Raw genomic sequence first — 12,006 nt, forward strand, 5'->3', positions numbered from 1 at the left:
TCATTGCCCCAACCGCTGGAGGATATCGGGCACATGCACCTGATCGGCCTTGTAGTTGCCGGTCAGCATATACATCATGATGTTGACGCCGGAGCGGAACGCATGTTCGCGCTGCACCTCGTCCGGCGGCACGGTGGGCAGCACCGGTGCGCCATTGGCATCGACGGCCCATGCACCGGCAAAATCATTGCTGGTGATGATGATGGGCGACACGCCATCACCCGACGACGAGATGCCCGATGTCGTCTTCGCCGCATCCTGCCGCGATTCCACCCAGAGCGGACTGCCGGAGTAGCGCCCCGGGAAATTGTTGAGCAGGTAGAACGAGCGTGTCAGCACATGGTCTTTCGGCACGGGTTCCAGCGGTGGGATATCGACATTGGCGAGGATTTCCTGAAGGCGCTGTCCATTGGCGCTGGTATTGCCGCCGCCATCAAGTGACGAAAACTGGTCGCGCGTGTCGAACAACACGGTGCCGCCTGCGCGCATATAGGCATCGATCCGCGAGATCGCGGCAGTGGAGGGCATCGGCGCGGTGGCTGAAATCGGCCAATAGATGATGGGGTAGAAGGACAACTCGTCGCTGGAAATATCGAGCCCGACCGGTGCGCCCGGCTCCAGCGTCGTGCGCCACGTCATGAATTCGGTCAGGCCTTGCAAGCCCTGTTCGGAAATGCGGTCGACATCGTCTTCGCCGGTGCGGACATAGGCCAGATGCGTTGTGTCCAGCCGCTCGAAGATGGCCTCGTCGCCGGGTTTCGGGTCGTCGGCGCGCGCGACGTCTGGTGCGAAGATCGTTAGACCAGCGGCAAATGTCAGCAGCATGGCCGCTGCCGATGAGCGGGCGCGGGGCAGGCGGGAAAAGACGCCGTTCATGAAGAGAACGATCAGGCTATCGGCAAAAAGCATCAGCAAGGCTGCGATGAACAGGGAGGGGCGTAATGATCTGGCGGCTTCGCCGACAAGGCCTTCCCGCGTGGTTGCGGTTCCCGCAAGCGCGGTGTCGATGGGACGCAGCGTCGCATTCGGCGGAAGCAGGTTAAGCGCGACGAAACCGGATTCCGTGCCATAAAGGCCGGGGGGATTATCGAAGCTGGCAGCGGGTGTCTGACCGGGCTTCACGTCCAGCGGGCGGGCGGTGCCGATTTCAGGCGAAAGCGATCCGGTTGCGGTCAACAAACGGTAGGGCGGCAGCGCTGCTGCGGGTGCATTGGCGGATGCCGAGGAGCCGCCGACCTGCGACAGCTGAACGATGCGGCGCAGCATTTCCACGAAATGCCCCGATATCGGCAAGTCCGACCAACTGGCTTCGGCGCTGACATGGAACAGCACGATGCGGCCCGCATCGACATTGCGAGTGGTAACCAATGGCGTGCCATCGGCAAGGCTTGCCCATGTGCGCTCCGACAGATCGGGCGTCGGTTCGGCCAGAACCTGTCGCTTGATGTGAACACCGTCTGCCTTCGGCATGCCTGCGAAGGGGCCGAAATTCGGGAAATCGGCCAGCGGCTGCGGTTCTGCCCAGGACAAAGCGCCGCCGAGCGCGCGCTCACCCTGCCGCAATGTGACAGGTACCAGCGGGTCATCAGCGGGTGCGGCGGCAAGGCGTGGACCGGCAAAGCGGATCAAGGTACCGCCACGCGAAAGCCAGCGCTGGATGGGCGCGTAGGTTTCCTGCGGCAGGCGACCGATATCGGCCATGACGATGACGGATGGATTGGATTGCAGCAACTCTGGAATGGCGACGGCAAGATCGGCCTGTCGCTGCGGCACCAGATCGACATAGGGCTGGAGCGCGCGGCTGATATAGAACAGCGGCTGAAGCAGAGGCTGGAAATCATTGCCGGTCTCGCCTGCCAGAAGAGCGACGCGTCGACGGCGGAAACCATCATCCAGCAGATGCACCGAGCCCGCCGTCGATAGCCGGTCGATGGACAGGCGGGCGAAATCATTGCGCAGCTCGAAGGGCGCGCTGAGAACGGCCGTGGTTTCGACTGCACCGGGCGCGAAGGTGGCGCTGTCGCTGGCGAGAACCCGGCCCTGACTATCTTGTGCGCTGACCGTGAGGGTCGATGGCCCGCTGGTTTCAAGGCGAGAAAGAGCAACTGTCATGGTTTCTGCGCCGTTTTCCGCACCTGTTATCGCCGTAACGGCCTGTCCATCACCTTCTACGACACGGAATTCGGCTGCCTGCATGGTGGCAAGGCTGCTGAGCGCGGCCCGGTCTTCAGGCGTGGCGACGCCATCGGTGACATAGGCGAGAGTGCCGGGATTAGTCCCGTTCATGGCCTCGATAACGGCTTCTGCGGCGCGGACGCGGTTGGGCACCAGCGGCTGCGGCTTGGCGGCAGCGAGCTTTTCGCGGGCTGCGGCTGTCGTGCCCGGTTCGGCGTCGTGATCGCGGTCTGCGGTGAAAGCAATCGAGACGGGACGCTCTGCACGTTCAGCATCGCCGATCAAGGCCTCTGCCGTGCGCACGCGGCGCTCCCAGTCTGGGGCTGATGCCCAGCCATTGTCGATGATGAGCACAAGTGGTCCATCGCCCGCCAGCGTGTTGTTGCGCGGGTTGATGACCGGATCGGCCAGCGCCAGAATGACCGCTGCGGCCAGCAACATGCGCAGCAGTGTCAGCCACCACGGGCTTTTCGACGGCGTTTCCTCGCGTTTCAAAACCGTTGCTAGAATGCGCAGCGGCGGGAAGATTTCCGCCTTCGGGCGCGGCGGTGTCAGCCGCAGCAACCACCAGATGGCGGGCAGGGCGAGAAGACCAAGCAGGATGTAGGGACTGGTGAAAACGAAGGGCAGGGCGCTCATGTGCGGCCTCCGTTGGCACCGCCAGCCGGGGTGCCGGAGAGATACATGTGCATGGCAACCAGCGCTTCGGATGCCAGATGATCCGTGCGGTGAAAGACGAAATTCCAGCCGAGGCGACGAAGCGACGAGGACATTGCCTCACGCCGGGCGAAATAGGCACGGGTATAATCTTCGCGAATGGTTTCAGCGCGACCGGCGGTCAGCTTTTCGCCGGTCTCGGGGTCCGAGAACTCGGTGCGACCGCTATAGGGAAACACTTCTTCTGCAGGGTCGGCGATCTCAACCACATGGCCGCGCAGGCCACGGCGGGCAAGCGGCGACAGGCGCTCCATCACGGTCGTGGCATCATCAAGGAAATCACCGATCAGCACCAGATCGCTGGAACCACGGATCATCGCCGTATCCGGCAGGCCGGTGGTTGCGGGCGCATGCATGATGGCCGTTGCCAGCCTTTCCGCCGAGTTTCGCGCGGAAATCGGCTCCATGATGCCGGGGCAGCCGATGCGCTCGCCGGAGCGGGCCAGGATTTCAGCGAGTGCGAGCATCAGCACCAAGGCGCGGCTTTCCTTGGAGACCGAGCCCAAGGTGGATTTGAACATCATGGAAGGAGACAGATCGGCCCAGAGCCAGATCGTGTGGGCGGCTTCCCATTCCTGATCGCGGATATAGGTATGATCGTCACGGGCAGACCGGCGCCAATCGATGCGCGACAGGCTTTCGCCATCGGCATAGGGTCTGAACTGCCAGAAGTTTTCGCCGATGCCACGCTTGCGGCGACCATGCCAGCCCGCCGTCACGGTGTTGGCAATGCGCTTTGCCTCGACCATGCAATCGGGCACCAGAGCGGCGCGCTGGCGCGCACGGGCCAGCACGTCACTGCCGGGCGTCTGCTCTACGATCTGGCCGATGGATGCCACATGCACTCCTTAACGTATTGGACGGCTGACGGTCAGTTCTTGGCCTGTTCCACAAGGGCGGCGATGACATCGCGCACGGACATGCCTTCCGCACGGGCCGCAAATGTCAGCGCCATGCGGTGTTCGAGAACCGGTTCGGCAAGCGCGAAGATATCGTCCAGCGATGGCGCGAGACGGCCTTCGTAAAGGGCACGCGCACGGGCCGTTAGCATCAGCGATTGACCGGCACGCGGGCCCGGTCCCCAGGCGACGTTCTTGTCCGTCAGTGTATTGCCATGGCCGGGGCGCGCGGAACGCACTAGCGCGAGGATGGCGTCAACCACCTTGTCGCTGACAGGCATCTGGCGGATCAGCGTCTGGATTTCGATGAGACGATCGCCTTCGATCATGCGGCGGGCCTCACCGGAGGCTGTTCCGGTGGTGTCGAGCAGGATCTGGCGTTCGGCGGCCAGATCGGGATAGCCGACATCGACTTGCAACAGAAAGCGGTCGAGCTGGGCTTCAGGCAGCGGGTATGTGCCTTCCTGCTCCAGCGGGTTCTGGGTGGCCAGAACGTGGAAAGGCTTGGGCAGATCGAAACGCTGGCCTGCCACCGTGATGTGATATTCCTGCATAGCCTGCAACAGGGCAGACTGCGTGCGCGGGCTGGCGCGGTTGATTTCGTCGGCCATCAGTAGCTGGCCGAAGATCGGGCCCTTGATGAAGCGGAAGGAGCGTCGCCCGCTTTCATCCTGATCCATGACTTCAGAACCGAGAATATCCGAGGGCATGAGGTCCGGCGTGAACTGAATACGGTTTGCGTCGAGCCCGAGAACGGTGCCAAGGGTGGTCACTAGCTTGGTCTTTGCAAGACCGGGAACGCCGACCAGCAGCGCATGGCCGCCGGAAAGGATGGCCAGCAGCGTGTTTTCAACGACGGTCTCCTGCCCGAAGATGACCTTGGAAACTTCGCTCCTGATGGCCGCAATATCGGACAGCGCCTTTTCGGCAGCAGCGATGATCGCTTTTTCGTCGAGGGTTTCGCTGGTGTTCATCATGCCCATATCGCTCTCCTCAAAACCAAAGCCGCTGTCACGTCTTAACAAGCCTACTACCGCTTACAGGACGGATTTCGCGCTGCCTATAGCTTATTGTCATCCTGCCCGCTGACAAGCAGCCTTGGAATGACTATCTCGTTACTCATGCCGATACTCTCAATAATGGACAAAGCAGGGCTCGAATATGGCGGTTGAGACGATAAATTCCGCACCGGATGCCGCAGGGCTTGCAGCCCTGATTTCGCGCGCTGCCGACCAGACGGGCGAAAAGGTGCGCGGTCCTGCACCCGTCGAACGCTGGAACCCTGAGTTCTGTGGCGATCTGGATATGGAAATCCGCGCCGATGGCACATGGTTCTACATGGGCACGCCGATTGGCCGCGCGCCGCTGGTGCGGCTGTTTTCCACTGTTTTGCGCAAGGATGAAGACGGCAGAACCTATCTCGTAACACCTGTGGAAAAGGTCGGCATCCGCGTGGTCGATGCGCCGTTTATCGCGGTGGAGATGAATGTGGGCGAAAAAGATGGTGCGCCGCTTCTTACCTTCCGTACCAATGTAGGCGATGTGGTGGAAGTGGGGCCCGAGCACCCGCTGCGTTTCGAAATCAGCGGTGAAAATAGCGAGTTGAAGCCCTATCTTCTTGTGCGCGGTCGGCTGGAGGCTTTGGTGTCGCGCGCGGTCATGTATGATCTGGTAGAGCTGGGCGAAGTGATTGAAATCGAAGGCAAAGAGATGTTTGCCGTGCGATCTGGCGGGCGGGTGTTTGCCATCATGCCTGCCGATGAACTGGATGCGCTTTCCCGATGACATCTGATGTAATGACGTTTTCCGCCGCCGATTTCCGGCATCGTGTTCTTTCGGAAGGTGAGGGCGTGGCCGAGCGGGAGGACGGGGACAATGGCGATCATGTTCTCAACCCCGGAATAAGATTTGCGGGTGAGGGTATTCGACTGAAAGATGCCGCCGTGCTGGTGCCGGTGGTGGATTATGGCGATGAAGCGCGGGTCATTTTTACGCAGCGCACGGCGACACTTCGCAAGCATTCCGGCCAGATTTCCTTTCCCGGTGGCGGTATAGACAAGGAAGATCGCTCGCCGGAAGATGCCGCTCTTCGCGAAACGGAAGAGGAAATCGGCGTATCGCGCTCCTTTGTCGAGACCGTTGGGCGGCTGCCGGATTACATTTCCGGCACGGGTTTTCGCATCAAGCCGGTGCTGTCAGTGGTCAAGCCCGGCTTTGATCTCACGCTCAACCCCACAGAAGTGGACGAGGTTTTCGAGGTGCCGCTGTCGTTTCTGATGAACCCTGACAATCACAAGCGCGGCAGCCGCATCTTTCAGGGGAGGGAGCGGTTTTTCTACGAAATGCCCTATGGCGAACGCTATATCTGGGGCATTACGGCGGGCATCGTGCGCAGCATCTACGAAAGGTTTTATTCATGAGCAACATTGCCGGGCAGGACTGGTTTTCCAAACCGTCGCTACAGCGGATACTGGCGCTTTTGAATGCCGATGGTGGTGAGGCGCGGATCGTGGGTGGAGCCATGCGTAATGCGTTGATGGGCATGCCGGTGGGCGACATCGACATAGCGACAACGTTGCCGCCGCAGGACGTGGTGGAGCGCGCCAAACAAGCTGGAATCAAGGCTGTCCCGACCGGATTCGAGCACGGCACCGTGACGCTGGTGCTGGATGGTGAGGGCTTCGAGGTCACTACGCTGCGCCGCGACGTGGAAACGAATGGCCGCCACGCGCAGGTGGTTTTCGGCACCGACTGGCAGGAAGATGCCGAGCGCCGTGACCTGACGATCAATGCGCTTTACGCGGATGCCTCGGGTGAGGTGATCGACCTTATCGGCGGCTTGCCTGATATCGAAAAGCGCAACGTCCGCTTCATCGGCGATGCCGATACGCGGATCGCCGAGGATTATCTGCGCGTCCTGCGCTTCTTCCGCTTTTTCGCACATTACGGGTCTGGTCGCCCGGATGCCGATGGTCTGCGGGCCAGCGCCCGTGCCAAGGACAAACTCTCCACGCTGTCGGCTGAGCGTGTCTGGAGCGAAATGAAAAAGCTGCTGTCTGCAACAGACCCTTCGCGGGCGCTGTTGTGGATGCGGCAATCCGGCGTGCTGGCGCAGGTGCTGCCGGAAACCGAGAAGTGGGGCATCGACGCCATCCACGGTCTCGTGGCAGCCGAGCAAGCCCTTGGCTGGGAGCCGGACGCGTTGATGCGTCTTGCGGCAATTGTACCGCCCGACGCTAAAAGGATCAGCGCACTGACCGCGCGTCTTCGCATGTCGAATGCCGAGGCCAAGCGGCTCAAGCTATGGGCCGAATCGACCGCCATCGATCCTGCGGTTGCGGATGCGGCGTTTGATCGTCTGCTTTACCGACAGGGCGTTGATGGCGTGCTTTTGCGACTGAAACTGGCTTTGGCAGCGGCGAGGGCGGATATCTCAGCAGGTGAAGCCGCGATGCAGAAAATTGCCCGCCTTTCGGCACTCCTGACCCGAACAGAAAAATTCCAGAAGCCGCAATTTCCGCTCACGGGCGCAGACGTGCTGGCAGCTGGCGTGGAGCCCGGACCGCGTGTCGGCCAGATTTTGACGGGGCTTGAAGAAAAATGGATCGAGTTCAACTTTTCACTCGACCGGGCAGCGCTGACCGCCCGGCTTGAAACGTTCGTCAGGGATCAGGCCTGAACGAAGTTTTCATCGCGAATGCGCGATTTGATGTTCTCGACCATGTTTTCGCGGATGACGGTTTCGCCATGCGCCTGCCGAAGATGCTCGACGGCACGGCGCACCAGTTCTGCATCTTCATCTGCGCGTGAGTGCCATTCGCAACCTGGCACAAGGGTTCCACATTCGAACAATCTCATCATTGCCTCCCATTGTGAAAATGCAGGGCACTGCGGCTTGAAGCGGCGGTGCCTTGCTGTTCAGCAAACGGGTGCGGCAGGGATAAGTTCCCCTTAGACCGTGTCGGAATGCGCCCAGCAATGGAAGACGGAGGATGTTGCAGCGGCGGGCACCGTGCGGCTGATTTTCACGCGGTCGTCGTTCGCGGCGGCCTCGTTGGCCAGCTTGCGTTTTGCCTGCTCGACGTAAAAGGAATGTGGGAGTTCTCGGTCTCCCGTCGCGCGCATTTCAGCGGCAAGACGGTCGATGACATCAGGTGTCGGGACGGCACGGGTTTTATTGGTGCCGACAGCGGATTTGGGCATGCTGTTTGAAGTAATCACGATGATAGCTCCTCCAGTCATCTGAGGATTAAAGACTATCACCGGTGTCGTTGTTTACGAAGGTCTAATTTTCTAAATTTGGCATGAAATCGCTAACAAACATCAAACTTTTCGTGAGCTTTCACGGCCACCGAACCACCGGCGGGAGAGATGAGAGGATCGAATCCACATTGCCACCCGTCTTCAGGCCAAAAATCGTGCCCCGGTCATAGAGAAGATTGAATTCGACGTAGCGACCACGGCGCACGAGCTGCTCGTCGCGGTCTTCTTCCGTCCAGGGCTTGTTGAAATTGCTGCGGACGATCTTGGGGTAGGCCAGGTTGAAGGCGCGCCCGACATCCTGCACGAAACCGAAATTGGCATTCCAGTCGCCCTTTTCCTGATCCGGGTGCAGCCAATCGAAAAAGATGCCGCCGATGCCGCGGGGCTCGTTGCGATGCTTGAGATGGAAATACTCGTCGCACCACTGCTTGTAACGTGGGTAATCCGCGACAGCGTGGCGGTTGCAGGTGATTTCGAACACGCGGTGAAACACCTGGCTGTCGATGTCGTCCTGCGTGCGGCGGCGGTCGAGAACCGGCGTCAGGTCTGCTCCGCCACCGAACCAGTGGCTGGATGTGACCACCATGCGTGTGTTCATATGCACGGCCGGAACATTGGGATTGATTGGGTGCGCGATCAGCGAAATGCCGGATGCCCAGAAACGCGGGTCTTCTTCGGCGCCAGGAATCTGGCCACGGAATTCCGGCGAAAACTCGCCATGGACGGTGGAGGTGTGGACGCCGACCTTTTCGAAGACGCGGCCTTCCATCATCGACATCTTGCCGCCACCGCCTTCGCCGCCGTCGCGCTGCCATTCTTTCTGGACGAAACGGCCCGGCTCCTGATCGGCCAGCGGGCCCTCCAGTTCATCCTCGATGGTTTCGAAGGAGGCGACGATGGTATCGCGAAGGCTTTCGAACCATGCCTTGGCCAGCGCCTTCTTGTCCTCGATGTCGTCGGGCAAGCCTTTCGGCAAAACTGGCCGTTCCATATCCGATGTCCTTCAAGTCGAATCGTTGAGTCCAGCCCGGTTTATCAGCCACGCGGCATAGACACAAATTCGACTCGCCAAGCGCCGGGTCTCACACTATCTTTTGAAAAGAGAGGTGAGTGTCATGACGAAATTTACCGGACCGCCACCCTTGGCTGGCCTCAAACGCAGGCTCGACGCCCACCGGCAGGACGAGGCCGCTGGCGGACGCAAAAACCACAAGCAGGGCATGTTCGTGCGCCAGACCTTTTGCCTAACGCGGGGCGAGGCGCGTGCCAAGGCCAAGGAATGGTTCGACGAGTTTCCCAAGGCGGCCTATTGGACCGAAGTGGAAAGCTGGCGCACCCTTGAAGGCGACCGCATAGAGTTCACCATGCGCCGCCTGCCATCTGCCGACTGATGTTACGACCGGTTGTCTGCGGCGCGCAGGCGGCTTTCTCCCAGCACGCCACCCTGATCGAGAATAGGGTGGGCAACGGAGACGATGTGGGCGTTGATGCGCTTGAGGTCGCGCAACATATCCAGATGCAGCGAGCTGGTTTGCAAGCTCTGCATTAGGCCATCCCGCAGCCGTTCCAGATGCCGGCCTGACGATTGCTTTTCCAGCCGCCTGATATCGATCTTGATTTCCATCAGACGGCGGGCGAGGTCGAAATCACCTGTCACGAAAATGCTCTGTGCAGCGCGCAGGTTTTCGATGGTCATATCGAACAGCGTTTTCAGTTCGTCATATCCCTCATCGGAAAATTTGAAGCCGTTGACGATCTTCTTGCGGATTTGTTCGGCCAGCCCTTTTTCAACGATATCACCGATATGCTCGAGGTTGATGGCGTAATCGATAATGGTGATGGAGCGGCGGGCATCGTGCTCGTCCAGTCCTTTGCGACCCAGTTGGGAGAGGTAAATCTTCACATCCTGCTGGCGCGTATCGACCTTCTTTTCGAGCGCTATGATTTCGGCAAGCGGGGCGAGATCATTGTGCTTGAAGGCATTTTCGGCGCGGATCAGCATCCGCTCGATGGTGTCACCGACCACGAGAACTTCGCGCGTAGCATTGGCGAGCGCCACGACGGGAGTGTCGAGCGCATCGGCATCGAGAAAATGCGGACCTTCATCTGTCTGCGGGTCATCCGGCACCATCTTTGCCATCATGTCCGAGATCAGACCGGAGAAGGGCCATGCGATGGTGGCGAGCGCCAGATTGAAGATCAGGTGCGCATCCACCGGCAGCATGGCCTGCGCCAGCGGAAGTTTCTGGAGCAACTCTGCGCCATAACCGGCCAGCGGCAGGGCAATGGCGCAGCCTGCGGCCCGCACCACGAGATTGCCTATGGTGATCCGGCGGGCCGATGCTGGTGCAGACAGGGTGGCAACAACGGGCGGGATCGCACCGCCGAGGTTTGCGCCCAGAATGAGAACGATGATGAGGCCGGTGGATAGAATATCGGCGGATGCCAGCGACAGAATGAGGACCACGACGGCGAGGCTGGAGGATGAAACAAAGGCTAGGGCAGCCGACAGCAGCAGCGCGACGGGCCACGCATCATCCAGCATGCCGATGAAGGCACCGAGTGCGGGGGAATCGCGCATCGGCTCGGTTGCCGCGCTGAGCAAATGAAGCGACAGCAGCATCAAGCCAACGCCGACCAATGCCGTGCCGCCGCCCTGACGTGCGCTGGAGGCTCCCTTTCGCACAATAAGTCCTGTGAGGATCAGCATGGGAGACAGCCACGCCACGCCGGTCGCAAAAATCCAGGCAGTGACGGCGGTTCCGATATTGGCACCCAGCAGCACGACTTGCGCCATGCGCGGGCGGATGAGGTCACGTTCGGCGAAGGACGCCACCGTCAACGCGGTGGCTGTCGAGCTTTGCAAGGCGATGGTGGCGAGGAAGCCCGACAGTAGCGAACGCAGCGCGCTTTTGGTGCCCGTCGCCAGCACGGTTCTGAGCTTGACGCCGAAAGCGCGGGTCACGCCATCCTTCACCTGCGCGAGGCCGAACAACAGCAGGGCGACAGCGCCCAATAGATTGACGATAATGATGGTGGATTGCATGCTTGGTCGCCCTCCTTCCGTCAGTATTCTTATTGTGAACGCATGGCCTTGCCCGAAACCGATGGCGCGTTCGGACGACGGGATGCGCAAAACGTTTCGGAAGGCGGAATCTTTAGTTGGCTAATAAACATAGGCCCGAAATACGCCATCGTACAGGGCTGATTACGACATTTTGAAGTGAAATGGCGCTTACGCCCACGCCGTCTGGCGCAAGGCTTCTCCTGATATCATCGCCGCCGACATGGCGACATTGATGGAGCGCTGGCCTTCGACCATGGGAATGATCAGTCGTTCGTCGGCCTTGTCGTGCACATGGTCCGGCACGCCAGCACTTTCGCGTCCGAACAGCAGGATATCATCGGGGCGATAGGCAATATCGACATAGGGCAGGGCGGCTTTGGTGGAGGCCAGCAGCAGGCGTCTGCCCGTCGTGGCGCGCCATTCCTCGAAGCGCTCCCAGTTGACGTGGCGGGTGAGCGATGCGCTGGAAATATAGTCCATGCCTGCACGTTTCAGGTTACGGTCGGAGATATCGAAGCCCGCCGGTTCGATGATATCGACGCTCAGGCCCAGACACGCCGCCAACCGTAATATGGTGCCGGTATTGCCGGGAATGTCCGGTTGATAAAGGGCGATCCTGATATCGGGCATGGTCTTGTCTTTCGCGTCGAACTGGCGGCGGCTTACCACGGCGGGCGGCGTTGAAACAAGCACAGCCGGGCAGGCGCTTCGTTGTCTTACCGACATATGGGTGTCGTAAGCTGCGTGCTTGGAAATCGAGGGCTGTTTGGTGCTGGTCAATGCATATTTTTTGAGCTACAAGGGCGCATCTTCAACACCAGCCACGGAGGTTCAGATGAATATACCTGTTCGATATCGCCTCCCGGCCCTTGTGTTGCCTTCACA

Annotated in this window: 12 protein-coding genes; 4 read left to right on the forward strand and 8 right to left on the reverse strand. The window is 60.3% G+C overall.

The window, feature by feature from the left end; all coding sequences use genetic code 11:
• The 3 genes from QRN55_RS07755 to QRN55_RS07765 are packed head-to-tail and all read right to left on the reverse strand — an operon-like array spanning nt 1 to nt 4,774.
• Complete coding sequence (locus QRN55_RS07755; RefSeq protein ID WP_284776175.1) at nt 1-2,814, reverse strand: DUF4159 domain-containing protein; 2,814 nt, start codon at nt 2,812-2,814, stop codon at nt 1-3.
• Nucleotides 2,811-3,731, reverse strand: a complete 921-nt coding sequence (locus QRN55_RS07760; protein ID WP_284776177.1) for a DUF58 domain-containing protein — start codon at nt 3,729-3,731, stop codon at nt 2,811-2,813. The genes QRN55_RS07755 and QRN55_RS07760 overlap by 4 nt, the downstream gene beginning before the upstream one ends.
• 32 nt (nt 3,732-3,763) lie before the next feature.
• On the reverse strand, nt 3,764-4,774 hold the full coding sequence (locus QRN55_RS07765; protein ID WP_111837821.1) for an AAA family ATPase: 1,011 nt from the start codon (nt 4,772-4,774) through the stop codon (nt 3,764-3,766).
• A gap of 178 nt (nt 4,775-4,952) precedes the next feature.
• Here QRN55_RS07765 and QRN55_RS07770 point away from each other — a divergent pair, with 178 nt between their 5' ends.
• The 3 genes from QRN55_RS07770 to QRN55_RS07780 are packed head-to-tail and all read left to right on the forward strand — an operon-like array spanning nt 4,953 to nt 7,470.
• On the forward strand, nt 4,953-5,576 hold the full coding sequence (locus tag QRN55_RS07770; protein ID WP_284776179.1) for a DUF1285 domain-containing protein: 624 nt from the start codon (nt 4,953-4,955) through the stop codon (nt 5,574-5,576).
• Entirely contained in the window at nt 5,573-6,211 is a 639-nt protein-coding gene (locus QRN55_RS07775) for a CoA pyrophosphatase (RefSeq protein WP_284776181.1), read from the forward strand. Before QRN55_RS07770 ends, QRN55_RS07775 begins: the two co-directional genes overlap by 4 nt.
• Nucleotides 6,208-7,470 carry a CCA tRNA nucleotidyltransferase gene (locus QRN55_RS07780; RefSeq protein WP_284776183.1) on the forward strand — a complete coding sequence of 421 codons (1,263 nt, stop codon included), beginning with the start codon at nt 6,208-6,210 and terminating at the stop codon, nt 7,468-7,470. Before QRN55_RS07775 ends, QRN55_RS07780 begins: the two co-directional genes overlap by 4 nt.
• Here the strand turns inward: QRN55_RS07780 and QRN55_RS07785 are convergent.
• From QRN55_RS07785 to hemF, 3 genes are all read right to left on the reverse strand, one after another.
• Nucleotides 7,461-7,649: a DUF1059 domain-containing protein gene (locus tag QRN55_RS07785; RefSeq protein ID WP_284776185.1), complete on the reverse strand. Its 189-nt coding sequence runs from the start codon at nt 7,647-7,649 to the stop codon at nt 7,461-7,463. The two genes, QRN55_RS07780 and QRN55_RS07785, sit on opposite strands and share 10 nt — an antisense overlap.
• 93 nt (nt 7,650-7,742) lie before the next feature.
• Complete coding sequence (locus QRN55_RS07790; protein ID WP_284776188.1) at nt 7,743-8,012, reverse strand: hypothetical protein; 270 nt, start codon at nt 8,010-8,012, stop codon at nt 7,743-7,745.
• 121 nt (nt 8,013-8,133) lie between these two features.
• On the reverse strand, nt 8,134-9,045 hold the full coding sequence (gene hemF / locus QRN55_RS07795; protein ID WP_111837827.1) for an oxygen-dependent coproporphyrinogen oxidase: 912 nt from the start codon (nt 9,043-9,045) through the stop codon (nt 8,134-8,136).
• Between the two features lie 124 nt (nt 9,046-9,169).
• Between hemF and QRN55_RS07800 the strand changes: the two genes are divergently transcribed.
• Nucleotides 9,170-9,445, forward strand: coding sequence for a hypothetical protein (locus QRN55_RS07800; protein ID WP_284776190.1), 276 nt, complete (start codon nt 9,170-9,172; stop codon nt 9,443-9,445).
• A 2-nt stretch (nt 9,446-9,447) separates the two neighbouring features.
• Here the strand turns inward: QRN55_RS07800 and QRN55_RS07805 are convergent, their stop codons facing one another.
• Together QRN55_RS07805 and QRN55_RS07810 are read right to left on the reverse strand one after the other, a co-directional pair.
• Nucleotides 9,448-11,100: a Na/Pi cotransporter family protein gene (locus QRN55_RS07805; protein WP_065697797.1), complete on the reverse strand. Its 1,653-nt coding sequence runs from the start codon at nt 11,098-11,100 to the stop codon at nt 9,448-9,450.
• Nucleotides 11,101-11,289: 189 nt separating this feature from the next.
• The gene (locus QRN55_RS07810) at nt 11,290-11,751 is read right to left on the reverse strand and encodes a tRNA (cytidine(34)-2'-O)-methyltransferase (RefSeq protein WP_284776621.1); all 462 of its coding nucleotides are present in this window, start codon (nt 11,749-11,751) and stop codon (nt 11,290-11,292) included.
• Between the last annotated feature and the right edge of the window lie 255 nt (nt 11,752-12,006).

It is taken from the genome of Agrobacterium sp. lyk4-40-TYG-31, from assembly GCF_030209855.1.
Taxonomy (GTDB): Bacteria; Pseudomonadota; Alphaproteobacteria; order Rhizobiales; family Rhizobiaceae; genus Agrobacterium; species Agrobacterium vaccinii.

Coding starts and splice junctions, on each gene's coding strand:
- QRN55_RS07800 (WP_284776190.1), top strand. CDS start 9,170: ATGACGAAATTTACCGGACCGCCACCCTTGGCTGGCCTCAAACGCAGG.
- QRN55_RS07775 (WP_284776181.1), top strand. CDS start 5,573: ATGACATCTGATGTAATGACGTTTTCCGCCGCCGATTTCCGGCATCGT.
- hemF (WP_111837827.1), bottom strand. CDS start 9,045: ATGGAACGGCCAGTTTTGCCGAAAGGCTTGCCCGACGACATCGAGGAC.
- QRN55_RS07765 (WP_111837821.1), bottom strand. CDS start 4,774: ATGGGCATGATGAACACCAGCGAAACCCTCGACGAAAAAGCGATCATC.
- QRN55_RS07755 (WP_284776175.1), bottom strand. CDS start 2,814: ATGAGCGCCCTGCCCTTCGTTTTCACCAGTCCCTACATCCTGCTTGGT.
- QRN55_RS07785 (WP_284776185.1), bottom strand. CDS start 7,649: ATGAGATTGTTCGAATGTGGAACCCTTGTGCCAGGTTGCGAATGGCAC.
- QRN55_RS07780 (WP_284776183.1), top strand. CDS start 6,208: ATGAGCAACATTGCCGGGCAGGACTGGTTTTCCAAACCGTCGCTACAG.
- QRN55_RS07810 (WP_284776621.1), bottom strand. CDS start 11,751: ATGCCCGATATCAGGATCGCCCTTTATCAACCGGACATTCCCGGCAAT.
- QRN55_RS07770 (WP_284776179.1), top strand. CDS start 4,953: ATGGCGGTTGAGACGATAAATTCCGCACCGGATGCCGCAGGGCTTGCA.
- QRN55_RS07805 (WP_065697797.1), bottom strand. CDS start 11,100: ATGCAATCCACCATCATTATCGTCAATCTATTGGGCGCTGTCGCCCTG.